The following is a 24,519-nucleotide window of genomic DNA, read 5'->3' on the forward strand; positions in this document are numbered from 1 at the left end:
TAAACCTTGTTTAAAGGCTTTTTTCATGCGATGGTTTACGTTTGCAAAAAAGTGATGTATTCTAATGTGTAAAAGTTTTTAGAAAATTTAAATAAAGTAAACGGGGGAAACTGCAATGATTTTACAGCTGGACAGTGTGTCATTAAAAAGAAACGGGAAATGGATTTTGAAAGATATTAACTGGCGCGTCGAGAAAAACGAAAATTGGGTGCTGTACGGATTAAACGGAGCCGGAAAAACGGCTTTGCTGAATATGTTATGCTCTTATTACTTCCCCACTTCAGGAGAGATGCAGGTGCTCGGCCATCAATTCGGCAAAACTGAGCTCGGTGACAGGCTCAGAAGGAAAATCGGCCTTGTTTCGGCAGGTCTTCAACACAAATTATATGCCGCGGACTCCGCTTTTGAAATCGCCCTCAGCGGCGCGTACGCCTCAATCGGGCTGTACGAAACTCCAAGTGAGCAGGTAAGGGAAAAAGCGATCGGTCTTCTGAAGGATTTGGGCGCCATCAGTTACGCCGACAGACGCTATGAAACATTATCACAAGGGGAAAGACAAAGAGCGCTGATTGCGCGGGCGCTTATGGCTGATCCGGAACTGCTGATTTTGGACGAACCCGTGACGGGTCTTGATTTTATGGCAAGGGAGCAGCTGCTGGACACGATTACGTCGATCGCCGAAAAAGAAAATGCGCCGTCCATCCTTTATGTCACCCATCACGCTGAAGAAATTCTGCCGGTATTTGATCAGGCGCTGCTTTTAAAACAGGGCGAGGTGTTCGCCTCCGGGAAAATCAGGGACATGCTTTCTGACGAGCGGCTTACAGCGTTTTTCGATATGCCTGTCAATGTCTTATGGAACAATGGCCGCCCGTTTTTAATACGTGCAAAAGAGGCATCATCCGTAAAATAACATAAATTCACCCTGGGGGTGCTGCCATGCGGCTGAGAGAGACGTTGTCTCAACCCTTAAAGGACCTGATCCGGATCATGCCGGCGGAGGGAAGCGGTGAAAAAAGCGGAGGAAGATCCGTTTTTCACCCGTTTCATTTCATGAATGAAACGGTTTTTTTGATACAGCCAAAGGGGAGATTTCCAATGCATCAGATTGATATGCTGTTACACCAGGCGGAAAAACGGCGGAATGACTTCATACATATTGCTGAAAGGTTGATAGCCTTTCCGACTCCGGCCCCGCCAGCAAGAAATACGGCAGAAGCCCAAAAGTGGGTGGCCGGCTTTTTAAAAGAAACGGGCTGCTCGGTCGATATGTGGGATGTGTATCCGGAAGATCCGAATGTAGTCGGTGTTTTAAAAGGGACAGATTCAAGCAGGCATCAAAGCCTGATTTTAAACGGACACATTGATGTGGCAGAAGCCGGGGGCGAAGACTGGCACTCTGACCCGTTTCAGCCGATCGTAAAAGACGGCATGCTGATCGGAAGGGGCGCCGCTGATATGAAAGGGGGGTTGGCGTGTGTTCTTTTCTCTCTGAAGCTGATCCATGATGCCGGCATTGAGCTTCCGGGCGACCTCATTGTACAGTCTGTAATCGGAGAAGAAGTCGGTGAGGCGGGGACGCTGGAATGCTGCAAACGCGGCTATCACGCGGATTTTGCCGTTGTCGCGGATACGAGCAGCCTGCATATTCAAGGGCAGGGCGGAGTCATCACCGGCTGGATAGAATTGAAAAGCAAACAAACATTTCATGACGGCATGAGGCGCAATATGATTCATGCGGGCGGAGGCACATTCGGAGCGAGCGCCATCGAAAAAATGGCGAAAATCATCACTGCCTTGGGAGAGCTGGAGCGCCACTGGGCGGTAACGAAAAGCTACCCCGGCTTTGCGCCCGGCACCAATACGATCAACCCTGCCGTCATTGAAGGCGGAAGACACGCAGCGTTTGTCGCCGATGAATGCCGGTTATGGATCACCGTCCACTTTTATCCGAACGAAACGCACGAACAAGCAGCCGCAGAAATCGAAGACTATATTAATCGTGTCGCTGACAGTGATCTGTGGCTCAAAGAAAACAGGCCGGTGTTCAAATGGGGCGGATCTTCGATGATTGAAGACAGAGGAGAGGTGTTCCCGGCGCTGGAAATCGACCCGGATCATCCGGCAGTTTCTGTCTTAGCTGCATCACACTCAGCCGTCAGAAAACAGGAGCCCGTCATTGATGTTTCCCAAACCGTAACTGACGGAGGGTGGCTTTATCATGCCGGGATTCCGAGCGTCATATACGGTCCCGGCGATTTAAAAAACGCCCACTCCGTAAACGAGGAAGTGTCCGTTGATGAGCTTATGGACTATACGAAAATTATGCTGAGATTTATCCTCGGCTGGTGCAGCCGCAAAAAAGATTGCCCGATGTGACAAGGTTCAGCCCGGCCGTTCATATAATAGAAAAAAGAACGGGCAAAGGGCGTGATACGGATGATCAGCATATCTGAATTTCAAATAAAAGATGTGGTAAACGTGTCGAACGGAAAAAAACTCGGAAGCATCGGTGATATTGATATTAACGTGACAACGGGAAAAATTCAGGCGATTATTTTAGGCGGCAGCGGAAAAGTTCTCGGTTTTTTCGGAAAAGAAGAGGAAATGATCATTCCTTGGCGAAATATAGTTAAAATTGGGGAAGATGTCATCTTAGTGCGTGTAAATGAACCAAAGGGGGGAGAGTAATCCTCCCTTTACTTGTAAAAAGCCGGAAATCTCAATGTTTCCGGCACATTTATTTATCTCATTTTTCAATCAGCCGCTAAACGTATGCTTAAAATTGTGTTAAAATGAGTGGGAAATTACGCTTTTTTAATGTTTGTCGAAAGGTTGGATCTTCATGAATACATATCACCCGTTTAGTCTTACCACCCCCTCGGCACTCATGATAGAAGACTGGAACTGTGTGAATCAGCTTAACACAAAGGTCATCGCCGGATTCACAACGAAAAACGGCGGGGTCAGCAATCCTCCGTATGAGTCATTAAATACCGGATTGCACGTCCGGGACGAAGCTCATGATGTTGTGACAAACCGTGAAGTCATAGCGTCCTTATGCGGTACTGATCTGGATTCCTGGGTGTTCGCCGACCAGACACATGAAAACCGCGTCCGGCGCGTGACAGCCGGTGATAAAGGAAAAGGGGCGAGAGACTATTCTTCCGCATTCCGCGGGACGGACGGGCTCTACACGAAAGATGCGAATCTTTTTTTGGCCCTTTGTTTTGCGGACTGTGTGCCCTTGTATTTTTATGACCCGGTGAAATCCATTATCGGCGCTGCCCATGCCGGATGGAAGGGGACGGTCAAACAAATCGGACGCATCATGACGGAACGCTGGGTAAACGAAGAAGGCTCCCGTTTAACAGATATTCAGGCTGTCATCGGTCCGTCCATCAGCGCGGGAAGCTATACAGTCGACGACCGCGTCATCAATGAAGTGCGGGCGCTGCCTTTTACGGCTGAATCCGCCATATGCGAAACGGAAAAAGGCCAGTATCAGCTTGATTTAAAAGAGGTCAACCGTCTTCTTCTGATACATTGCGGCATTCCGGAAGAAAACATTTCAGTCAGCGGTTTATGCACCGAACGAGAGCGTGAACTATTCTTTTCACACCGCCGCGACAAAGGGAAAACGGGACGCATGATGTCCTTTATCGGAATGAAGGAGGCATAAGATCTTGCGTGTTGCTGATCAATTACGACATATAAACGAAAGAATAAACGAAGCATGTAACAGATCGGGCCGAAGCTCCGAAGATGTTACCGTCATCGCGGTTACAAAATACGTATCAGCCGAAAGGGCTCAAGAGGCCGTTGATGCCGGTATTACAAGTCTGGGAGAAAACCGGGATGCCGAGCTTATCCATAAGCAGGAAGTCATCAAAGGCAGCCCGGAGTGGCACTTTATCGGCAGTCTTCAGTCCAGAAAGGTGAAGGCCGTCGTTGACCGTGTATCTTATATACATTCCTTAGACAGACTGTCATTGGCAAAAGAGATTGAAAAACGGGCGCAGCATGCGGTTCGCTGTTTTGTGCAGGTGAATACTTCGCTTGAGCCGTCTAAGCACGGTTTGAAAACAGAGGAGGTCATCCCCTTTATCAGAGAGCTTTCTGAGTTTAGAAACATTTCTGTAGAGGGCCTGATGACGATGGCTCCCCTGACAGACGATACAGAAACGATCAGAGCCTGCTTCCGGCAATTGCGTGATCTGAGGGATCAGGTGCAAAAACTGCATCAGACAAACGCACCGTGCCGGGAACTGTCAATGGGCATGTCAAATGATTATGAAATCGCTGTTGAAGAGGGCGCAACTTTTATCAGAATCGGCTCTTCATTAGTCGGAAATGAACCGGGGGGTGTAAACAAATGAGCATGAAAAATAAACTGAAAAACTTTTTCTCAATGGATGAGGAGGAGTACGAGTACGAATACATTGAAACGGAGCAGGATCATCCGGAAGAGCATGAACAGCAGAAAGATAAACAGCCTGCTTACGCTCAGAAGCCGCAGGGCAAGCAGAACGTAGTAAGCTTGCAAAGTGTTCAGAAATCCTCTAAAGTGGTGTTGAGTGAACCGCGTGTATATGCGGAAGCGCAGGAAATCGCCGATCATTTAAAGAACAGGCGGGCGGTTGTCGTCAATCTGCAGCGCATCCAGCATGATCAGGCGAAAAGAATCGTCGACTTTTTAAGCGGTACCGTCTACGCCATCGGCGGCGACATTCAGAGAATCGGTTCAGATATTTTTCTGTGCACGCCTGATAATGTCGACGTTTCCGGCACGATTTCGGAGCTTATAAATGAAGACGAACATCAGAGGTGGTAAAGCAGGATGATTCTTTATCAAATTTTTTCCGTTCTGAGTTATTTAATTTACATCTACTCGTTTGCCCTGATCATCTATATCTTTATGTCATGGGTGCCGAGTACGAGAGAAACGGCGGTCGGACGGTTTCTCGCAGCGATTTGCGAACCGTATTTAGAGCCGTTCAGAAGGATCATTCCGCCCATTGCCATGCTGGATATATCCCCGATTGTAGCGATTATCGTGCTTCGGTTTGCCACGACGGGACTTTGGGGCCTATACCGCATGATCGCAATGTATACTTGAATGCGACAGTTTGATACGGGCTTGGCACCAGCCAAGCCTCTTTACATAGAAAGGAAAGAACATGAGCGATATTTACCAGCACTTCAGACAAGACGAGCGGCCTTTTATTGATCAGGCGCTTGAATGGAAACAGATTGTCCTGGACCAGTATCGGATGAAGCTGACTGATTTCTTAGATCCCAGAGAACAGGTCATTGTAAAAGCCGTTATCGGCGACGCCTGCGGTCTTGCGTTTTTCGGAGGATATGACAGAGCTGAGCGCAAACGCGCGATTTTATACCCTGAATATATGGAACCTGAACAGGATGATTTTGAGCTTCGGGCTTTTGACGTTCAATACGCTGAAAAATTCGTCAGCATTGACCACCGCTCTCTTCTCGGATCATTAATGGGGATCGGCTTAAAGCGGCAGAAATACGGCGATCTGATTTTCTCAGAGGAAGCCGTGCAGCTGATCGTCTCCGGTGAAATCGCCGATTTTGTCAGCACTCAGCTGACCAAGGCGGGCAAAGCGCCGGTAAAGCTTGAGAAAATCGAGCTTTCCGCTCTTCACATTCCCGCTTCAGATGTCGAAATAAGGGATGACACGGTTTCTTCATTGCGTCTCGACGCCGTCTGCGCTTCAATGAGCAGGCAATCCCGGCAGAAAGCGCAGGCGCTTGTGAAAAACGGGCTCGTTAAGGTGAATTGGAAAGCCATTGAAGATCCGTCTTATCAGGTTGCTGAAGGGGACATGCTCTCGATTCGCGGCTTCGGACGATGCAGTTTGGCAAAAGTTGACGGAAAAACGAAAAAAGACAAATGGAAAGTTACATTTGAACGGCAAAAATGAGTCGTTTTTTCAGTTTTTTTCTCCATCTGTGCCGTATTTGTTTTATAATGTGAACTAGATAACCGTACTGAAATGTAAAAATGGAGGTGGCAATATGCCATTAACGCCGAATGATATCCATAACAAAACGTTTACAAAAGGTTTTCGCGGATATGATGAAGATGAAGTAAATGAATTTTTAATGCAGGTCAGAAAAGATTACGAAATCGCACTCCGTAAAAAAACGGAGCTTGAGGCGAAAGTGAACGAGCTGGACGAAAAAATCGGCCACTTTGCCAATATCGAAGAAACGCTGAATAAATCAATTCTCGTAGCCCAGGAAGCCGCAGAAGACGTAAAGCGCAACTCGCAGAAAGAAGCGAAGCTGATCGTCCGTGAAGCAGAAAAAAATGCTGATCGCATCATCAATGAGTCGCTTTCCAAATCAAGAAAAATCGCAATGGAAATCGAAGAGCTGAAAAAACAGTCTAAAGTCTTCAGAACACGTTTCCAAATGCTGATTGAAGCGCAGCTCGACCTGCTGAAGAACGATGATTGGGATCATCTGCTGGAATACGAAGTCGACGCGGTATTTGAGGAAAAAGAATAATTTTCTGATTTTCTTGACATTCTCCGGCCCGTTCGAATATAATACGTTCATAAATTCAGATGAAAAGACGATTGAAAGGGACCGGCATGACTCAAAACAGGCTATAAAGCGAACCGGGGAAGGTGAAAGCCCGGGATGGCCGGAATCATGCAGATCAGCCCTTTAGTTTCCTTTCTGAACCGAGAGTAGGAAAGGACGTTCCATCACGTTACGATGTTCGAGAGGAAAAGACGGATGATCCGTTTTTTCTAAAAGGGTGGTACCGCGAGATAGCTTTCTCGTCCCTTATGGGATGAGAGGGCTTTTTTTATTTTCTGAAAAATGTTGTGGAGGAATGAAAATGGATTACAAAGATACGCTGTTAATGCCGAAAACAGATTTTCCGATGCGCGGAAATCTGCCGAATCGTGAGCCGGACATGCAAAAAGACTGGGAGGAGCAGGACATTTACCGTCTTGTTCAAGAACGGACGAAAGACCGCCCGAAATTCGTATTGCATGACGGACCTCCTTATGCAAACGGAGACATCCACATGGGCCATGCCCTGAACAAAATCCTGAAAGACTTCATCGTCCGCTATAAGTCAATGAGCGGCTACAACGCGCCTTACGTGCCGGGCTGGGATACGCACGGACTGCCGATTGAAACGGCGCTGACGAAAAACAAAAAAGTAAACCGGAAAGAAATGTCCGTCGCTGATTTCCGCAAGCTTTGCGAAGATTATGCATGGCAGCAGATCGAAAGACAGCGCGAACAATTTAAGCGTCTCGGCGTCAGAGGCGATTGGGAAAACCCGTATGTTACGCTTCAGCCTGAATTTGAAGCGCAGCAGATCCGCGTTTTCGGCGAGATGGCGAAAAGAGGCTATATTTATAAAGGTCTGAAGCCGGTCAACTGGTCGCCTTCAAGTGAATCTGCCTTAGCAGAAGCGGAAATTGAATATCAGGACAAACGTTCCGCGTCTATTTATGTTGCGTTTAAGGTGAAAGATGGTAAAGGCGTTCTGGAAAACGGAGAAAGCTTCATCATCTGGACGACGACGCCGTGGACGATGCCTGCCAACCTCGGAATTTCCGTTCATCCTGATCTTGAGTACAATGTCATCAAGGTTGGAGACAAGCGTTATGTAGTGGCTGCTGAACTGATCGAAAACGTAGCGGAGGCATGCGGCTTTGAAAATCCTGAAGTTGTCGCATCATATAAAGGCAGAGAATTAGAATACATCACTGCAGAACATCCGCTGTACGGCAGAGATTCACTCGTCATGCTCGGTGACCACGTCACAACCGATGCCGGAACAGGCTGTGTTCATACTGCTCCGGGCCACGGGGAAGATGACTTTATCGTCGGCCAAAAGTACGGCTTAGAAGTACTGTGCCCTGTTGATGAAAAAGGAAACATGACCGACGAAGCGCCGGGCTTTGAAGGAATGTTTTACGATAAAGCCAATAAACCGATCACGGAGAAGCTTGAAGAAAACGGCGCGCTCTTGAAACTCGAGTTTATTACACACTCCTATCCGCATGACTGGAGAACGAAAAAACCGACCATCTTCAGAGCGACGGCGCAATGGTTTGCGTCAATTAAAGATTTCAGATCCGATCTGCTTGATGCCATCAAACAAACGAAGTGGGTGCCGGAGTGGGGCGAACAGCGCCTTTACAACATGGTGCGCGACCGCGGTGACTGGTGTATCTCAAGGCAGCGCGTCTGGGGCGTTCCGATCCCGGTATTCTATGCAGAAAACGGTGAGCCGATCATCACTGACGAAACGATTGAACACGTGTCTGAGCTGTTCAAACAGCACGGCTCAAACGTTTGGTTTGAAAGAGAGGCAAAAGACCTTCTGCCGGAAGGATTTACACATCCGGGAAGCCCGAACGGAATCTTCACGAAAGAGCAAGACATTATGGATGTGTGGTTTGATTCAGGTTCTTCCCATCAGGCTGTTCTTGAAGAACGTGATGATCTTGTCCGTCCGGCTGATTTATACCTTGAAGGCTCTGACCAATACCGCGGCTGGTTTAACTCATCTCTTTCCACCGCTGTTGCAGTCACCGGCAAAGCGCCGTATAAAGGCGTATTAAGCCACGGATTTACACTTGATGCAAACGGCCGTAAAATGAGTAAATCACTCGGCAATACGATTGACCCGACAAAAATCGCAAAACAGCTTGGAGCTGAAATTCTGCGTTTATGGGTATCTTCCGTAAACTATCAGGCCGATCACCCGGTTTCTGAAGATATTCTGAAGCAGGTCGCGGAAGTATACCGGAAAGTCCGCAACACGTTCCGCTTCCTTCACGGCAACCTGTTCGATTTCAATCCAAGTGTCAATGCCGTTGATGTAAAAGATCTCCGCGAAGTGGATCAATATATGCTGATCAAGCTGAATAAGCTGATCGATAAGGTGAAAAAAGCGTACGATGAATATGAATTTGCGGTTGTTTATCACAGCATTCACAATTTCTGTACGATCGAGCTCAGCTCTTTCTATCTTGATTTTGCAAAAGATGTTGTGTACATCGAGCATGCGGATCATCCGGACCGCCGCAGCATGCAGACCGTCTTCTATGAAACGCTGCTGGCGTTAGTGAAGCTGACGGCGCCGATTCTCCCGCATACGGCGGATGAAATGTGGTCTCACTTATCATTTGTTGAAGAAGCGAGCGTGCAGCTGACAGATATGCCGGAAACCATTGCTGTTCCGGACAGTCAAGCGACAGAAGAAAAGTTCGACCGCTTCATGGAGCTTCGAAACGACGTGCTGAAAGCTTTGGAAACAGCCCGTAACGAAAAAATTATCGGAAGATCATTGGAAGCGAGCCTGACTTTGTATCCGAACAAAGAAAACCGCGACCTCTTGTCATCCATTAAAGAAAATATCGCGCAGCTGTTTATCGTCTCAGAACTGACAGTAAAAGACGAAAGTGAAGCACCGGAAAACGCGCAAAGCTTCACAACAGGAAAAATGACCGTAGAAAAAGCGGAAGGCCAGATGTGTGAACGTTCCCGCGTAATTTCTAAAGATGTCGGAGCCAATCCGAAATATCCGACATTATCACTGCGCAATGCGGAAATCGTTGAAAAATATTATCAAAAATAATGAATGAGAAAGCGCCCGGTGACAGCCGGGCGCTTTTTTACATGCCACTAATGTCATCGATTAGAACGACAGGAAAAATCTTATGGGCTTCAAATGGCGCTCTGGGGGCAACAATAAAGCCATAACATCAAGAGCAGGAGTTGTGATGAATGAATGATCAACTGACCGCAATCCACACGGAGCTTTTCATGATGAAAGAAGAACTTCAATCAAGATTATTCGAATATTCTTGCTTTCAAATGTCAGCATCTGTTGAACCTTCAATGAACGACCAAGAAGCAACTCTGATCTATCATATAAAAGAAGAACTTCAGGACGTTCTTCTTGCCCTGTCTAAGTTTGAAAACAATACGTACGGTTATTGTGAAAAAACAGGCGCCCCCATTCCGATTGAAAAACTTGCGGTGCTGCCGACGGCCAGAACCGCTGATGATTTTTATTACCCCGCTCAATTTGAAAAGAAAACCCTTCCATATTGGGAACTTGGAGATTATGCATATGATCAGGCGCTGTATGAGTGACAGCGTCTGTTTGCATACGCTTATGATCTGCCTTTACTCTGGCATCTTTTACTGATAAAATTCATAAAGGATAAAAGTAACTGTATACTGGAGGAACGTGTGTGCTTTATTATCTAATCGCTCTTTTTATTATTATTGCCGACCAATTGACCAAATGGCTTGTCGTCAGCCATATGGAATTGGGACAAAGCATACCTGTCATCGATCAGGTGCTTTATATCACATCTCATCGCAACACGGGAGCGGCGTGGGGTATTTTAGCCGGCCAAATGTGGTTTTTCTACGTCATTACCATCGCCGTGATTATCGGAATCGTTTATTACATACAGCGTTATGCAAAAGGGCAGATGTTACTCGGAATTTCTCTCGGCTTAATGCTGGGCGGTGCGGCCGGAAACTTTATTGACCGGGCGGCGCGCCGGGAAGTGGTGGATTTTATTCATGTCATCATCGTGGATTATCACTATCCGATTTTTAATATCGCGGATTCCTCACTGTGCGTCGGTGTAATACTTTTATTTATTCATATGCTGTTTGACAGCGGGAAAAAGAAGGAGCAATAACATGAATCAATTTGAGATAACCGTTCAGCCTGAACAAAAGAGCGAACGGATTGATAAATTTTTGGCTTCAACGGGAGAAAACTGGTCACGCACTCAAGTGCAGCAATGGGTAAAAGAGGGATTGGTATCCGTTAACGGCAAATCCGTAAAAGCGAACTACAAAATGCAGCCTGGCGATCAGGTAAACGTCACCATTCCTGAACCGGAAGAATTGGACGTGCTTGCAGAGCCGATGGATTTGGACATTTACTATGAGGATCAGGACGTCTTGGTTGTGAACAAACCGCGGGGCATGGTTGTACACCCGGCGCCCGGCCATGTGACAGGGACGCTTGTAAACGGACTGATGGCTCACTGCAACGACCTTTCCGGCATTAACGGCGTCATGCGCCCGGGAATCGTCCACCGTATTGATAAAGATACTTCCGGTCTGTTAATGGTCGCTAAAAACGATATGGCGCATGAATCACTCGTTAATCAGCTCGTCAATAAAACCGTGACCAGAAAGTACAAAGCGGTTGTCCACGGGGTGATTTCACATGATGACGGAACAATTGACGCTCCGATCGGTAGAGATAAAAAAGACCGTCAAAGCATGACCGTAACAAGAGAAAGCAGCAAAAACGCCGTCACGCACTTCCACGTGCTTGAGCGTTTTCAAGATTTCACGCTCGTAGAGTGCCGTCTTGAGACCGGAAGAACGCATCAGATCCGTGTTCATATGAAATATATCGGGTTTCCTTTGGCAGGCGACCCGAAGTACGGACCGAGAAAAACCATTGATTTCAATGGTCAGGCGCTTCATGCCGGAATATTAGGTTTTGATCATCCGCGGACGGGCGAATACATGGAGTTTGAAGCGCCCCTTCCTGAAGATATGAAAAAACTCATTGAAGATTTAAGAAATAGCCATTGACAGCGACTTTCTTTTCTGAAATAATAAAAACAAGCTGAATAGATTCTTTAACACAGTCCAGAGAGGCTGAGAAGGATAACGGATAGGACAGAAGAGATACGCATGTGTCTTCGTCCTGGAAAGGAACCCCTCTATGCTCTGGCAGGAGGGGTTTTTTCTTCTTATATACGAATGGAGAGGTGTCACGAGTGAATCAAAAAGCTGTTATTCTCGACGAACAGGCGATCAGGCGGGCGCTGACAAGGATAGCCCATGAAATGATCGAACGGAATAAAGGAATGAATGACTGCATTCTTGTAGGGATTAAAACAAGAGGCATTTATTTAGCAAAGCGGCTGGCCGAGCGGATCGAACAGATTGAAGGAAATCCGGTCACCGTGGGGGAAATCGATATCACCCTTTACCGTGACGATCTGACGAAAAAAACGAGCAATGAAGAGCCGCTTGTAAAAGGCGCGGACATTCCGGCTGATATTACAGACCAAAAGGTCATTGTGGTTGATGATGTGCTTTATACCGGCCGGACGGTGAGAGCTGCGATGGATGCCCTCGTTGATGTCGGGCGGCCGTCATCGATACAGCTTGCCGTGCTTGTCGACAGAGGGCACCGGGAGCTGCCGATCAGAGCGGACTATATCGGGAAAAACATTCCGACCTCAAAAGCTGAAAAAGTGATGGTTCAGCTGAGCGAAGTTGATCAGACTGATATGGTCGCCATTTACGAAAATGAATAATCACCCTTTTTAAATGCATTCCAGAGAGTCTGCAAAGAGGATTTTAAAACACAAAGCCGGGCGGATCGACGCGGCCGGGTTTTGTATGCCTCTTTGCGCAAAAAGCAAAGAGGTTTTTTTATACCATTTGAAAGTCAACCGGGAGGAAAACGCCATGAGTAAGAAAAAAGTAAACTTGGGAGTCAGGGACGTCCCCAATCCATTGTCCTGGCTGTCATTCAGCCTGCAGCATTTATTCGCCATGTTCGGTTCAACCATACTCGTGCCGAAACTGGTCGGAATGAGCCCGGCAGTGGCGCTTGTCACGAGCGGAATCGGGACACTCGCCTATCTCTTGGTGACAAAAGGCCAGATCCCCGCTTATCTCGGCTCATCATTCGCCTTTATATCACCGATTATCTTGGTGAAGGCGACGGGAGGGCCGGGGGCTGCCATGGTCGGCGCTTTCCTGGCGGGAATTGTGTACGGCCTGATCGCACTGCTCATCAGGCAGCTTGGAACGGGGTGGCTGATGAAGCTGCTGCCCCCGGTGGTCGTCGGGCCGGTCATCATTGTCATCGGCCTCGGACTGGCAAGCACAGCCGTCAATATGGCAATGTATGCCGATCCGAATGCAAAGGAACTCGTCTACAGCTTGAAACATTTCAGTGTAGCCGGCGTCACTTTGGCCATCACCATTATCTGCGCCATCTTTTTACGGGGATTTTTAAGCCTGATTCCGGTATTGATCGGCATTATAGGCGGCTATCTGTTTGCGCTGACACAGGGCATCGTCAATTTCCAGCCGGTCATTGATGCAAAATGGTTCGCCGTTCCTGAATTTATCATCCCTTTTAAAGACTATACGCCGTCAGTGACATTGGGCATTGCGGCTGCGATGGTGCCAGTCGCTTTCGTGACGATGTCAGAACATATCGGCCATCAAATGGTGCTGAGTAAAGTTGTCGGACAGGATTTCATTAAAAAGCCGGGACTGCACCGCTCCATAATGGGGGACAGTGTTGCGACGATCATTGCTTCGTTAATCGGAGGCCCGCCGACGACGACATACGGCGAGAACATCGGTGTCCTGGCAATTACGAGAGTTTTCAGCGTCTTTGTCATCGGCGGCGCGGGTGTGATTGCGCTGTGCTTCGGATTTATCGGAAAAGTATCAGCGCTGATCAGCTCTGTTCCGTCCGCGGTTATGGGAGGCGTTTCCTTCCTGCTCTTCGGAATTATCGCCTCCAGCGGCTTAAGAATGCTGATTGACAACAACATTGATTATGAAAACAAGAGAAATTTGATTATCACATCCGTCATCCTCGTGATCGGCGTCGGAGGGGCTTTTATTCAAGTATCAAAAGGCGGGTTCCAAATATCCGGCATGGCGCTTGCGGCAATCGTCGGAGTCATCCTGAACCTTATCCTGCCGCATGCAAATGAAGAAGACGCGATTGCATCAGAAAAACAAAATCATATGTAAAACCTTTTAAAGAAAGTCCAGAGAGGCTTGGAAGGGTTATAACGGGAAGAAGCTGTACGCTGCTTCTCTCTTTAACCGCACCCCGAGTCTATAGACCGGGGTGTTTTTTTACGGCCTTCAAGCGGAAACGGAGGAGAAAAACATGAATCATTTAACGGCGATGTCTGAACTGAGCGCGGCTGAAATTACAGAACTGCTGCGTGAGGCAAAAGCGATAAAAGAGGGAACAGTCCGCCCCGATCTCGCGGGAAAATTTGTTGCGAATCTGTTTTTTGAACCGAGCACGAGAACGCGGTTCAGCTTTGAAGTGGCGGAAAAGAAACTCGGGATGAACGTGCTCAGCTTAGACGGCACGAGCACAAGCGTTCAAAAAGGCGAGTCCTTATATGACACGGTCAAAACCCTGGAATCAATCGGAGCGGACGCCTGCGTCATCAGGCACAGCACGGATGAATATTACAAAGATCTGACCGGCAGAGTCAATATTCCGATCTTAAACGCCGGCGACGGCTGCGGCCAGCATCCGACCCAGTCGTTGCTCGATTTAATGACGATTCAAGAGGAATTTGAGACCTTTCAGGGCCTGACGGTTTCCATTCATGGCGATATCAAACACAGCAGGGTGGCAAGGTCGAATGCCGAGGTGCTGACAAGGCTCGGCGCACGCGTGCTGTTTTCAGGGCCGCCGCAATGGCAGGATGAGAAAAACGCCTTCGGCACCTGTGTACAGACGGATGAAGCCATACAAGCTTCAGATGTCGTCATGCTGCTCCGCATTCAAAATGAAAGGCATCAGACAGAAGCCGACCAAAAAGGCTACCTGGAAGCATACGGGCTGACCGCAAAGCGGGCGGAGAGCATGAAGCGGCATGCCATCATCATGCATCCCGCACCGGTGAACAGAGGAGTCGAAATTGACACAACATTAGTGGAATACGGAAAATCAAGAATCTTTAAACAAATGGAAAATGGCGTGTATATCAGAATGGCAGTCTTAAAAAGAGCACTGCAAACCAATGTGAAAAGGGGAGAAGCGGCTTATGTCTTATCTCATTAAAAACGGCTGGATGTTAAATGAACAGGGAGAAAAAGTGGCACAGGATATCCGGGTAACGGGTGAATTCATTTCGGAAACCGGGCTTCTGACAGCGAAAGACGGAGAAACGGTGATCGACGCTGAGGGACTGTTCGTTTCACCGGGGCTCGTAGACCTTCATGTCCACTTCAGAGAACCGGGCGGCGAGAAAAAAGAAACCATTGAGACGGGCTCTAAAGCCGCGGCGCGAGGCGGCTTTACCACAGTCGCAGCCATGCCGAATACAAGACCGGTGCCGGATACGAAAGAGCAGATGGAATGGCTGCAAAACCGGATCAAAGAAACCTCATCTGTCAGGGTTCTTCCTTACGCGTCCATTACGATCAGGCAAACCGGCGAAGAAATGACAGATTTTAAGGCGCTTCATGAAGCCGGAGCATTCGCCTTCACCGATGACGGCGTCGGCGTTCAGACGGCCGGAATGATGTATGAAGCCATGAAACGGGCGGCTTCAATGAATAAAGCGATTGTCGCTCATTGTGAGGATAACTCACTTATTTACGGAGGGAGCGTGCATGAAGGTTCTTTTTCAAAAGCGAACGGCCTGAACGGCATACCTTCCATTTGTGAAGCGGTACATATCGCCCGTGACGTCCTGCTGGCGGAAGCGGCGGGCTGCCATTACCACGTGTGTCATATCAGCACGAAAGAATCGGTCAGAGCCGTAAGAGACGCAAAAAAAGCGGGAATCCGCGTGACGGCGGAAGTGTCGCCGCACCACCTGCTGCTTTGTGACGAAGATATCCCGGGACTTGATACCAATTTTAAAATGAATCCGCCGCTTCGCAGCAAAGAGGACAGAGAGGCGCTGATTGAAGGGCTTTTAGACGGTACGATTGATTTCATCGCCACTGACCATGCGCCGCATACAGAAGAAGAGAAAAACACGGATATGAAGCTTGCGCCTTTCGGGATCGTCGGTTTAGAAACAGCCTTTCCGCTTCTGTACACACATTTTGTGAAAAACGGGGCGTGGACGCTGAAGCAGCTGGTTGATTTCATGACGGTAAAACCTTGCGAGGCATTTGATCTTCCGTACGGAACGCTTGCACCGGGGGCGCCGGCTGACATCACCCTGATTGATCTGGAAAAAGAAGCAGCCATTGACAAAGATACATTTTTATCTAAAGGAAAAAATACGCCATTCAACAAGATGAAGTGCTTCGGCTGGCCTGTTGCAACGATGGCTGCCGGTAAGCTTGCATACGAAGAAGGGAGACTCGTCAAATGAAAAGAAGACTAGTGCTGGAAAATGGAGCGGTATTTGAGGGTGAAGCATTCGGGAGCCTGGAGCATACCGCGGGTGAAGTCGTATTCAACACGGGAATGACCGGTTATCAGGAAATTTTATCAGACCCTTCTTACTGCGGGCAGATCGTGACGCTGACGTATCCTCTGATCGGCAACTACGGAATTAACAGAGATGACTTTGAATCCATCACTCCTTTTGTAAAAGGGCTGATCGTAAAAGAACTGTGCGAGCTGCCTTCCAACTGGCGTTCGGCTTACACGCTTGACGAGTATTTGAAAATGAAAAATATCCCCGGCTTACAAGGGATTGACACGAGAAAGCTCACAAGAATGATCCGCACGGCCGGCGCATTAAAAGGAACGTTTGCTTCAAGTGAGGAGAATGTCGGAGAGGTTCTTGCAAGGCTGAAAGAAACGGAACTGCCGAGAAATCAAGTCGCTCAAGTATCTGCGAAAACGGCATATCCGAGTCCGGGCCGCGGCAAACGCATCGTACTCGTCGATTTCGGTATGAAGCACGGCATTTTAAGAGAGTTAAACAAAAGAAAATGCGATGTCATCGTTGTGCCGTACAATGTAACGGCGGAAGAAGTGCTTCAGCTCAAGCCGGACGGCATCATGCTTTCTAACGGACCCGGAGATCCGAAAGATGTGCCGGAAGCCATTGAAATGATAAAAGGCATACTCGGGAAGGTGCCGTTATTCGGAATCTGCCTCGGCCACCAATTATTTGCGCTGGCATCCGGAGCGGAAACGGAAAAAATGAAATTCGGACACAGGGGTTCCAATCATCCGGTTAAAGAGCTTGCGACAGGGAAAGTCGCTTTAACCGCCCAAAACCACGGATATACAGTTTCTTCAATAGATGAGACAGAGCTTGAAGTGACGCACATTGCGATCAATGATCAAACGATCGAAGGACTCAAGCATAAAACATTGCCGGCATTTACGGTTCAGTACCACCCTGAAGCTTCACCGGGGCCGGAAGACGCCAATCATTTATTTGACAGATTCATTGACTTGATCGAAACAACTGAGAAAGAAGGGGAAGCGGTATGCCAAAACGCGTAGATATTAAAAAGATTTTAGTGATCGGATCAGGCCCGATTATTATCGGACAGGCGGCGGAATTTGATTATGCGGGCACACAGGCGTGTCTCGCTTTGAAGGAAGAAGGCTATGAAGTCATTCTCGTCAACTCGAATCCGGCAACGATTATGACGGATACGGAAATGGCTGATCGGGTATACATAGAACCGCTGACGCCGGAGTTTCTCACTCGTATTATCAGAAAAGAACGGCCGGACGCCATCCTGCCGACTCTGGGAGGCCAGACCGGACTGAATCTTGCCGTTGAGCTGTCTGAACTCGGGGTTCTTGAGGAATGCGGGGTGGAAGTGCTCGGCACAAAGCTGTCCGCCATCCAGCAGGCGGAAGACCGCGACTTATTCCGTACGCTGATGAATGAGCTGAATGAACCGGTGCCGGAAAGTGAGATCATCCGCACTTTACAGGAAGCCGAGGAATTTGTCGGCCGGATCGGGTTTCCGGTTATTGTGCGCCCCGCTTACACATTAGGCGGAACGGGCGGCGGCATCTGCTCGAATGAAGCAGAACTGAAAGAGATCGTCGAAAACGGATTAAAACTCAGCCCCGTCCATCAGTGCCTTCTGGAAAAAAGCATTGCCGGTTACAAAGAGATCGAATATGAAGTCATGAGAGACAGCAGAGATCACGCGATCGTCGTCTGCAACATGGAAAATATCGATCCGGTCGGCATCCATACGGGCGACAGCATCGTCGTTGCCCCGAGCCAGACTTTGAGCGACCGGGAATACCAGCTTTTGCGCAATGTTTCATTAAAGCTGATCCGTGCGCTCGGCATTGAAGGCGGCTGTAATGTTCAGCTCGCGCTCGATCCCGACAGCTTCCAATATTACATTATCGAAGTGAATCCGCGGGTGAGCCGCTCATCTGCCCTCGCCTCAAAAGCGACGGGTTACCCGATCGCAAAGCTTGCGGCGAAAATCGCAGTCGGGCTTTCTCTTGATGAAATGATGAATCCCGTAACGGGAAAAACATATGCGGCTTTTGAGCCCGCGCTTGACTATGTCGTTTCTAAAATCCCGCGCTGGCCGTTCGACAAATTTGAGTCGGCAAACCGCAGGCTCGGGACGCAAATGAAAGCCACCGGAGAGGTCATGGCCATCGGGCGCACCCTTGAAGAATCGCTGTTAAAGGCGGTCCGCTCACTTGAAGCCGATGTCTATCACCTGGAACTGAAGGATGCGGAAGAGATTTCTGACGGACTTTTGGAAAAACGGATCAGAAAAGCCGGAGATGAACGGCTGTTTTATCTCGCAGAAGCGTTCAGAAGAGGCTACACAGTGGAGCAGCTTCATGAGTTTTCCGCAATTGACGTATTCTTTTTGCACAAGCTCTGTAAGCTGGTCGCTTTTGAAACAGAGCTGAAAGCGGAAAAAGGCAGCCTCGCCGTCCTTCAGAGAGCGAAGGAACTCGGTTTCTCCGACAAATATATCAGCCGGGAATGGAATATGCCGGAACAAGAGCTGTATCAAATGCGAAAAGAAGCAGACATCAAGCCTGTATATAAAATGGTGGATACATGCGCGGCGGAATTCGAATCAGAAACCCCGTACTTCTACAGCACATATGAGGAAGAGAACGAGTCTGAGGTTACTTCAAGAAAAAGCGTCGTCGTCCTCGGTTCTGGGCCGATCCGTATCGGACAGGGCGTCGAATTTGACTATGCGACCGTTCATTCTGTCTGGGCGATCAAGCAGGCAGGCTATGAAGCGATTATTATCAACAACAATCCTGAGACGGTGTCCACTGATTTCAGCATATCAGACAAACTGTATTTTGAACCGCTGACGGTTGAAGATGTCATGCACATCATCGATTTGGAACAGCCGGAAGGCGTTGTCGTCCAATTCGGCGGCCAGACGGCGATCAACCTTGCGGAAGAATTGAGCGCCCACGGCGTCAAAATTCTCGGCACATCACTTGAAGATTTAGACCGTGCGGAAGACCGGGATAAGTTCGAGCAGGCGCTTGAGGCGCTGAATGTGCCGCAGCCGCTCGGGAAAACCGCCGTGTCGGTGAACGAAGCGGTCAAAATCGCTGCATCCATCGGCTATCCGGTACTTGTCCGCCCTTCGTATGTGCTCGGCGGCCGGGCGATGGAAATCGTCTATCACGAAGAAGAGCTGCTTCACTATATGAAAAATGCGGTCAAAATCAACCCGCAGCATCCGGTGTTAATCGACCGTTATCTGACGGGGAAAGAAATCGAAGTCGATGCCGTATCTGACGGTGAAACAGTCGTTATTCCGGGAATTATGGAGCATATCGAGCGGGCCGGCGTCCATTCAGGGGATTCAATCGCCGTCTATCCGCCTCAGTCTTTAAGCGAAGACATTAAGAAAAAAATCGAACAATACACTGTAGCCTTGGCAAAAGGCCTTAACATCATCGGGTTGCTGAACATCCAGTTCGTACTGTCGCAAGGTGAAGTGTATGTGCTTGAGGTAAATCCGCGGTCAAGCAGAACCGTGCCGTTCTTAAGCAAAATCACAAAAATCCCAATGGCGAATCTGGCGACAAAGGTCATTCTCGGTCAAAAGCTTGCTGATTTCGGCTATCAAGAGGGGCTGCAGCCTGAACAGCAGGGGGTATTCGTGAAAGCGCCCGTCTTCTCATTCGCGAAGCTGAGAAGAGTGGATATTACGTTAGGCCCTGAAATGAAGTCGACGGGAGAGGTCATGGGCAAAGATTCAACCCTGGAAAAAGCGCTCTATAAAGCGCTGATTGCTTCTGGCATTCAAATCCCGAACTACGGCTCAGTGCTGTTGACCGTTGCCGATAAAGATAAAGAAGAAGGACTGCTGATCGCCAAGCGGTTCCACGCCATCGGCTATAAAATTTTGGCGACAGAAGGAACGGCGGCTTATTTGAAAGACGCTCAGATTCCGGCTCAGGTCGTCGGAAAAATCGGCGAAGAAGGGAAAAATCTGCTCGATGTCATCAGAAACGGCGAAGCGCAATTTGTCATCAATACGCTGACAAAGGGCAAACAGCCGGCCAGAGACGGCTTCAGAATCCGCCGCGAATCCGTTGAGAACGGAGTCGCCTGCCTGACATCTTTAGATACGGCCGAAGCCATTTTGCGGGTATTGGAAAGCATGACATTCCGGGCGGATCATATGCCTGCATCCGAAACCAATCAAAAGGCGGCAGTCACGATATGAAAAAAGCGCATTTGACTGTTCAATCCAACTTAGAGATTGCCGACCGGGTTTATAAGATGGTGCTGAAAGGAGAGCTTGTCCGGCACCTTACCGAGCCGGGCCAATTTCTTCATCTGAAGGTGAGTGACGCGGTCACGCCGCTATTAAGAAGACCGCTCAGCATTGCGGACGTCAATTTCGCCGCGAATGAAGTATCCGTTATCTACAGAGCTGACGGTGAAGGAACGCGTCTTTTGTCCGGGAAAAAAGAGGGCGGCAGGATAGACGTTCTCGGCCCTCTCGGCAACGGGTTCCCCGTCCGGCGGATTGAACCCGGCAAAACCGCGCTGTTAGTCGGAGGCGGAGTCGGGGTTCCGCCTTTGCAGGAACTGTCAAAGCGCCTGACGGAAAAAGGCGTAAACGTCATTCATGTGCTTGGATTTCAATCAGCAAAGGATGTTTTTTACGAACAGGAATGTCGTGCGTACGGAGACACCTATGTGGCGACGGCTGACGGAACATATGGAGAGAAAGGATTTGTCACCGATGTCATCCGTGAAAAGCAGCTCGAATTCGATGTCCTGCTAAGCTGCGGACCGACACCGATGCTGAAAGCTCTGAAGCAGCAGTACGGCCATAAAGAGGTTTATCTTTCGATGGAAGAGCGGATGGGCTGCGGCATCGGGGCCTGCTTCGCCTGTGTGTGCCGCACGGGTGAAAGCGATACATCCTATGTAAAGGTCTGCCTTGACGGGCCGGTATTTAAAGCTGAGGAGGTGGCGCTGTAATGTTAGAAGTGAATCTGCCGGGTCTCCAATTGAAAAATCCGATCATCCCCGCTTCCGGATGTTTCGGTTTCGGGAAAGAATATGCCGGATTTTACGATTTATCATGCCTCGGAGGCATTATGATTAAAGCCACGACGAACGAAGCCCGCTTCGGAAATCCGACACCGAGAGTGGCGGAGACAAGCGCGGGAATGCTGAATGCCATCGGACTGCAAAATCCCGGCCTTGAGCATGTGCTCAATCATGAGCTGCCTTGGCTCGAACAATTTGACACGCCGATTATCGCAAATGTCGCCGGTTCTCAGGTGGACGACTATAAAGAAGTAGCCGAGCACATCAGCCAAGCGCCGAATGTGCATGCGCTTGAGCTTAACATTTCATGTCCGAATGTCAAAACGGGGGGGATTGCTTTTGGTACTGATCCCGTCATGGCGGCCGAACTGACAAAAGCGGTGAAAGAAGTTTCCGCAGTGCCTGTGTATGTGAAGCTTTCGCCTAATGTCGCAAACATAACCGAAATTGCTAAAGCGATTGAAGCGGCCGGTGCTGACGGTCTGACGATGATTAATACACTCATCGGGATGAGGCTTGATCTAAAGACGGGACGGCCGATCTTAGCAAATAAAACGGGCGGACTGTCAGGCCCGGCGATCAAACCGGTCGCCATCCGGATGGTATACGAAGTCAGCCAGGCCGTTCAAATCCCGATTATCGGGATGGGCGGCGTTCAGACCGCAGAGGATGCATTAGAATTTCTTCTTGCGGGAGCGAGTGCGGTTGCCGTCGGCACGGCAAACTTCGTCAATCCGTTCGTCTGCCCGGAAATCATAGAACAGCTCCCCCGTGTACTGCGCCAGCACGGCTTTCAATCTGTAAGTGAATGCATCGGAAGGAGCTGGAAACATGAAAAACAACCTGCCCATCATCGCGCTTGATTTTGCATCAGGGGAAGAGACTTTAACGTTTTTAGACTTGTTTGAAAAGGAAAGGCTTTTTGTCAAAACGGGGATGGAACTTTTTTATCAGGAAGGCCCCGCCATCATTCACCAATTAAAAGAACGAAATTGTGATATATTTTTAGATTTAAAGCTTCATGATATCCCGACTACGGTCAATAAAGCGATGAAGCGGCTGGCCGGCCTCGGCGTTGATCTTGTCAATGTGCATGCAGCAGGGGGCGCACGCATGATGCGCGCGGCCCTTGAGGGGCTTGAAGAAGGCACGCCGGCAGGCAGAAAACGCCCGTCTTTAATCGCGGTGACTCAGCTGACCAGCACTTCAGAGCAGGTGGCGAAGGAAGAGCTTCTGTTGCAAAAGCCGCTGTTAGAAACGGTCGTGCATTACGGCAAAATGGCGGAAGAGTGCGGGCTGGACGGAGTGGTATGTTCGGTACATGAAACAAAAGCCATTTATGAAGCGGTCCGGCCTTCATTTCTGACAGTCACACCGGGCATCCGCACGGCCAGTGACACAGCTGACGATCAAGTCCGGACGGCGACTCCGTCATTTGCGAAAGAAAACGGTTCGTCAGCCATCGTCGTGGGCCGCTCAATTACAAAAGCGGAAAACCCCGTTGAAGCATATGAAGCAATTAAACTGGAATGGGAGGGCGTTCGCCGATGAAACAGGCTATCGCAAAACATCTATTACACATTGAAGCTGTCTTTTTACGCCCGAATGAGCCGTTTACGTGGGCGAGCGGCATTTTATCACCGATCTATTGTGACAACCGTCTGACATTGTCGTATCCAAAAGTGAGAAATGATGTGGCGGACGGGCTCGGCAAACTGCTGAAAGAACATTTTCCCGAGGCAGAGATGATCGCGGGCACTGCAACGGCGGGCATTCCGCATGCTGCGCTTCTCGCAGACCGTGCAGGCGCACCGATGTGCTACGTCAGAAGCAAACCGAAAGCGCACGGCAAAGGAAATCAAATAGAAGGCGCCATTAAGAAAGGACAAAAAACAGTCGTGATTGAAGACTTGATTTCTACCGGGGGCAGCGTGCTTGAAGCTGCAGCGGCCCTTCAAAGAGAGGGCGCGGAAGTCCTCGGCGTCATTTCCATTTTTACATACGGACTGCCGAAAGCAAAAGAAGCCTTTAAAAAAGCGGGTCTTCCTTATTACTCGTTAACGGATTATGACACGCTGATTGAAGTCGCGCTTGAAAACGGAACGATTCATTCAGATGACATTGAGAAACTGAAATCATGGAAACAGAATCCCGAGTCAGAAGATTGGTTTAAAAAATAATGACAATAAAAACAGGCCTCAGGGCCTGTTTTATTATTCCTATCAAAAAACTCGGGTTGACTTCTGTTAGAATTGTGCTAAAATTTAGTACAAATCTAAAAAGCTTATCAAGAGCGGCTGAGGGACTGGACCGATGACGCCCGGCAACCTGCGTGTCATGCAAGGTGCCGCATCCAGAAAAATGCACAGCATTTTGAAGATAAGGGCTATACCGGGTCACTGTCTTTCATTCCGCTGGATTGAAAGTTTTTTATATGAAAAAAAGATTGAGGGATAAGACAACCGGCAGAAAACAACAGCTGTTTGATTGTCTCCGGGAGGAGGAAAGGAAAAATGCTAACGTATGACACATGGGAAGAGCCGGCGATTACATTTCCGGAAGACGATTCCTATAAAGGCGCGCTGTCTGTTTTAAAATGGGCATACGGCCACTACGGAGACCAGCTTGTTTACGCGTGCAGCTTCGGGATTGAGGGCATCGTCCTGATCGATTTAATTTCTAAAGTAAAGAAAGACGCGGAAATCGTGTTTCTTGATACGGGTCTTCACTTTAAAGAAACATATGAAACGATCGAAAAAGTGAAAGAGCGTTACCCGGGACTGAACATTATCCTGAAAAAGCCCAGCCTTACTCTTGAAGAACAGGCCGAGGCTCACGGAGATAAACTGTGGGAAAGAGAACCGAACCAGTGCTGCTACATCAGAAAAATTCTGCCGTTAAGAGAAGCGCTCGCAGGGCATCCGGCATGGCTGTCCGGCCTTCGCCGGGATCAAGGACCGAGCCGGGCGAATACGAATTTCCTGAATAAAGACGACAAGTTTCAATCGATTAAAGTATGCCCGCTGATCCATTGGACATGGAAAGACATCTGGAGATATACTTCCAAGCATGAGCTGGATTACAATATCCTCCATGATCAAGGGTATCCGAGCATCGGCTGTGAACCGTGCACTTCACCTGCGTTTACCGCGGAAGATTTGCGGAGCGGCAGATGGAACGGCATGGCGAAAACAGAATGCGGACTGCATGAATAAAG

24 protein-coding genes and 2 riboswitches are annotated in these 24,519 nt (G+C 48.8%); all 24 genes read left to right on the forward strand.

Annotated elements, in window-relative coordinates:
• Positions 1-115: 115 nt before the first annotated feature.
• The 24 genes from NYE62_RS07815 (at position 116) to NYE62_RS07930 (ending at position 24,517) form a co-directional block, all read left to right on the forward strand.
• A complete protein-coding gene (locus NYE62_RS07815; RefSeq protein ID WP_342497344.1) occupies positions 116-913 on the forward strand; it encodes an ABC transporter ATP-binding protein in 798 nt (265 codons plus the stop codon).
• 4 nt (positions 914-917) lie between these two features.
• Positions 918-1,022: riboswitch (TPP riboswitch) on the forward strand.
• 76 nt (positions 1,023-1,098) lie between these two features.
• A complete protein-coding gene (locus NYE62_RS07820; RefSeq protein ID WP_144463963.1) occupies positions 1,099-2,379 on the forward strand; it encodes an acetylornithine deacetylase in 1,281 nt (426 codons plus the stop codon).
• A 60-nt stretch (positions 2,380-2,439) separates the two neighbouring features.
• The gene (locus tag NYE62_RS07825) at positions 2,440-2,691 is read left to right on the forward strand and encodes a YlmC/YmxH family sporulation protein (RefSeq protein ID WP_015417429.1); all 252 of its coding nucleotides are present in this window, start codon (positions 2,440-2,442) and stop codon (positions 2,689-2,691) included.
• Positions 2,692-2,845: 154 nt separating this feature from the next.
• On the forward strand, positions 2,846-3,682 hold the full coding sequence (gene pgeF, locus NYE62_RS07830) for a peptidoglycan editing factor PgeF (protein ID WP_014304972.1): 837 nt from the start codon (positions 2,846-2,848) through the stop codon (positions 3,680-3,682).
• Between the two features lie 4 nt (positions 3,683-3,686).
• A complete protein-coding gene (locus tag NYE62_RS07835) occupies positions 3,687-4,379 on the forward strand; it encodes a YggS family pyridoxal phosphate-dependent enzyme (RefSeq protein WP_342497345.1) in 693 nt (230 codons plus the stop codon).
• Positions 4,376-4,834, forward strand: a complete 459-nt coding sequence (sepF, locus tag NYE62_RS07840; RefSeq protein ID WP_007409719.1) for a cell division protein SepF — start codon at positions 4,376-4,378, stop codon at positions 4,832-4,834. Before NYE62_RS07835 ends, sepF begins: the two co-directional genes overlap by 4 nt.
• 6 nt (positions 4,835-4,840) lie before the next feature.
• A complete protein-coding gene (locus NYE62_RS07845; RefSeq protein ID WP_003154408.1) occupies positions 4,841-5,119 on the forward strand; it encodes a YggT family protein in 279 nt (92 codons plus the stop codon).
• Between the two features lie 61 nt (positions 5,120-5,180).
• Positions 5,181-5,951, forward strand: a complete 771-nt coding sequence (locus NYE62_RS07850) for an RNA-binding protein (RefSeq protein WP_007409722.1) — start codon at positions 5,181-5,183, stop codon at positions 5,949-5,951.
• A gap of 94 nt (positions 5,952-6,045) precedes the next feature.
• Complete coding sequence (gene divIVA / locus NYE62_RS07855; protein ID WP_003154406.1) at positions 6,046-6,540, forward strand: septum site-determining protein DivIVA; 495 nt, start codon at positions 6,046-6,048, stop codon at positions 6,538-6,540.
• 340 nt (positions 6,541-6,880) lie between these two features.
• Entirely contained in the window at positions 6,881-9,646 is a 2,766-nt protein-coding gene (gene ileS, locus NYE62_RS07860; RefSeq protein WP_108724982.1) for an isoleucine--tRNA ligase, read from the forward strand.
• 149 nt (positions 9,647-9,795) lie between these two features.
• Positions 9,796-10,167 (forward strand): TraR/DksA family transcriptional regulator, encoded by a 372-nt coding sequence (locus NYE62_RS07865; RefSeq protein WP_342497346.1) that lies wholly within the window; start codon positions 9,796-9,798, stop codon positions 10,165-10,167.
• 101 nt (positions 10,168-10,268) lie between these two features.
• Positions 10,269-10,730: a signal peptidase II gene (gene lspA, locus NYE62_RS07870; protein WP_101562997.1), complete on the forward strand. Its 462-nt coding sequence runs from the start codon at positions 10,269-10,271 to the stop codon at positions 10,728-10,730.
• Position 10,731: 1 nt separating this feature from the next.
• Positions 10,732-11,646, forward strand: coding sequence for an RluA family pseudouridine synthase (locus tag NYE62_RS07875; protein WP_020955794.1), 915 nt, complete (start codon positions 10,732-10,734; stop codon positions 11,644-11,646).
• A gap of 188 nt (positions 11,647-11,834) precedes the next feature.
• Complete coding sequence (gene pyrR / locus NYE62_RS07880) at positions 11,835-12,380, forward strand: bifunctional pyrimidine operon transcriptional regulator/uracil phosphoribosyltransferase (protein ID WP_003154392.1); 546 nt, start codon at positions 11,835-11,837, stop codon at positions 12,378-12,380.
• Positions 12,381-12,534: 154 nt separating this feature from the next.
• The gene (gene pyrP, locus NYE62_RS07885) at positions 12,535-13,845 is read left to right on the forward strand and encodes a uracil permease PyrP (protein ID WP_007409727.1); all 1,311 of its coding nucleotides are present in this window, start codon (positions 12,535-12,537) and stop codon (positions 13,843-13,845) included.
• 142 nt (positions 13,846-13,987) lie between these two features.
• On the forward strand, positions 13,988-14,902 hold the full coding sequence (locus NYE62_RS07890; RefSeq protein ID WP_144664717.1) for an aspartate carbamoyltransferase catalytic subunit: 915 nt from the start codon (positions 13,988-13,990) through the stop codon (positions 14,900-14,902).
• Positions 14,886-16,172, forward strand: a complete 1,287-nt coding sequence (locus NYE62_RS07895) for a dihydroorotase (RefSeq protein WP_342497347.1) — start codon at positions 14,886-14,888, stop codon at positions 16,170-16,172. Before NYE62_RS07890 ends, NYE62_RS07895 begins: the two co-directional genes overlap by 17 nt.
• The gene (locus NYE62_RS07900) at positions 16,169-17,263 is read left to right on the forward strand and encodes a carbamoyl phosphate synthase small subunit (protein WP_007409730.1); all 1,095 of its coding nucleotides are present in this window, start codon (positions 16,169-16,171) and stop codon (positions 17,261-17,263) included. Before NYE62_RS07895 ends, NYE62_RS07900 begins: the two co-directional genes overlap by 4 nt.
• Positions 17,248-20,463 (forward strand): carbamoyl-phosphate synthase (glutamine-hydrolyzing) large subunit, encoded by a 3,216-nt coding sequence (gene carB / locus NYE62_RS07905; protein ID WP_342497348.1) that lies wholly within the window; start codon positions 17,248-17,250, stop codon positions 20,461-20,463. The genes NYE62_RS07900 and carB overlap by 16 nt, the downstream gene beginning before the upstream one ends.
• Positions 20,460-21,230, forward strand: coding sequence for a dihydroorotate dehydrogenase electron transfer subunit (locus NYE62_RS07910; protein WP_144664715.1), 771 nt, complete (start codon positions 20,460-20,462; stop codon positions 21,228-21,230). The genes carB and NYE62_RS07910 overlap by 4 nt, the downstream gene beginning before the upstream one ends.
• A complete protein-coding gene (locus NYE62_RS07915; RefSeq protein WP_003154377.1) occupies positions 21,230-22,165 on the forward strand; it encodes a dihydroorotate dehydrogenase in 936 nt (311 codons plus the stop codon). The genes NYE62_RS07910 and NYE62_RS07915 overlap by 1 nt, the downstream gene beginning before the upstream one ends.
• Positions 22,134-22,853 carry an orotidine-5'-phosphate decarboxylase gene (gene pyrF / locus NYE62_RS07920; RefSeq protein WP_342497349.1) on the forward strand — a complete coding sequence of 240 codons (720 nt, stop codon included), beginning with the start codon at positions 22,134-22,136 and terminating at the stop codon, positions 22,851-22,853. Before NYE62_RS07915 ends, pyrF begins: the two co-directional genes overlap by 32 nt.
• On the forward strand, positions 22,850-23,482 hold the full coding sequence (gene pyrE, locus NYE62_RS07925; RefSeq protein WP_015239831.1) for an orotate phosphoribosyltransferase: 633 nt from the start codon (positions 22,850-22,852) through the stop codon (positions 23,480-23,482). The genes pyrF and pyrE overlap by 4 nt, the downstream gene beginning before the upstream one ends.
• A gap of 101 nt (positions 23,483-23,583) precedes the next feature.
• Positions 23,584-23,688: riboswitch (SAM riboswitch) on the forward strand.
• Positions 23,689-23,815: 127 nt separating this feature from the next.
• Positions 23,816-24,517 (forward strand): phosphoadenylyl-sulfate reductase, encoded by a 702-nt coding sequence (locus NYE62_RS07930; protein ID WP_003154369.1) that lies wholly within the window; start codon positions 23,816-23,818, stop codon positions 24,515-24,517.
• The last annotated feature ends 2 nt before the right edge of the window (positions 24,518-24,519 follow it).

The organism is Bacillus sp. FSL K6-2861 (genome assembly GCF_038630725.1).
GTDB lineage: Bacteria > Bacillota > Bacilli > Bacillales > Bacillaceae > Bacillus > Bacillus velezensis.

Bases quoted from the DNA above. Each gene is read 5' to 3' on its own strand.
- NYE62_RS07815 (WP_342497344.1), top strand. From the start codon at position 116: ATGATTTTACAGCTGGACAGTGTGTCATTAAAAAGAAACGGGAAATGG.
- NYE62_RS07820 (WP_144463963.1), top strand. From the start codon at position 1,099: ATGCATCAGATTGATATGCTGTTACACCAGGCGGAAAAACGGCGGAAT.
- NYE62_RS07825 (WP_015417429.1), top strand. From the start codon at position 2,440: ATGATCAGCATATCTGAATTTCAAATAAAAGATGTGGTAAACGTGTCG.
- pgeF (WP_014304972.1), top strand. From the start codon at position 2,846: ATGAATACATATCACCCGTTTAGTCTTACCACCCCCTCGGCACTCATG.
- sepF (WP_007409719.1), top strand. From the start codon at position 4,376: ATGAGCATGAAAAATAAACTGAAAAACTTTTTCTCAATGGATGAGGAG.
- NYE62_RS07845 (WP_003154408.1), top strand. From the start codon at position 4,841: ATGATTCTTTATCAAATTTTTTCCGTTCTGAGTTATTTAATTTACATC.
- NYE62_RS07850 (WP_007409722.1), top strand. From the start codon at position 5,181: ATGAGCGATATTTACCAGCACTTCAGACAAGACGAGCGGCCTTTTATT.
- divIVA (WP_003154406.1), top strand. From the start codon at position 6,046: ATGCCATTAACGCCGAATGATATCCATAACAAAACGTTTACAAAAGGT.
- ileS (WP_108724982.1), top strand. From the start codon at position 6,881: ATGGATTACAAAGATACGCTGTTAATGCCGAAAACAGATTTTCCGATG.
- NYE62_RS07865 (WP_342497346.1), top strand. From the start codon at position 9,796: ATGAATGATCAACTGACCGCAATCCACACGGAGCTTTTCATGATGAAA.
- NYE62_RS07875 (WP_020955794.1), top strand. From the start codon at position 10,732: ATGAATCAATTTGAGATAACCGTTCAGCCTGAACAAAAGAGCGAACGG.
- pyrP (WP_007409727.1), top strand. From the start codon at position 12,535: ATGAGTAAGAAAAAAGTAAACTTGGGAGTCAGGGACGTCCCCAATCCA.
- NYE62_RS07890 (WP_144664717.1), top strand. From the start codon at position 13,988: ATGAATCATTTAACGGCGATGTCTGAACTGAGCGCGGCTGAAATTACA.
- NYE62_RS07895 (WP_342497347.1), top strand. From the start codon at position 14,886: ATGTCTTATCTCATTAAAAACGGCTGGATGTTAAATGAACAGGGAGAA.
- NYE62_RS07900 (WP_007409730.1), top strand. From the start codon at position 16,169: ATGAAAAGAAGACTAGTGCTGGAAAATGGAGCGGTATTTGAGGGTGAA.
- carB (WP_342497348.1), top strand. From the start codon at position 17,248: ATGCCAAAACGCGTAGATATTAAAAAGATTTTAGTGATCGGATCAGGC.
- NYE62_RS07910 (WP_144664715.1), top strand. From the start codon at position 20,460: ATGAAAAAAGCGCATTTGACTGTTCAATCCAACTTAGAGATTGCCGAC.
- NYE62_RS07915 (WP_003154377.1), top strand. From the start codon at position 21,230: ATGTTAGAAGTGAATCTGCCGGGTCTCCAATTGAAAAATCCGATCATC.
- pyrF (WP_342497349.1), top strand. From the start codon at position 22,134: ATGAAAAACAACCTGCCCATCATCGCGCTTGATTTTGCATCAGGGGAA.
- pyrE (WP_015239831.1), top strand. From the start codon at position 22,850: ATGAAACAGGCTATCGCAAAACATCTATTACACATTGAAGCTGTCTTT.
- NYE62_RS07930 (WP_003154369.1), top strand. From the start codon at position 23,816: ATGCTAACGTATGACACATGGGAAGAGCCGGCGATTACATTTCCGGAA.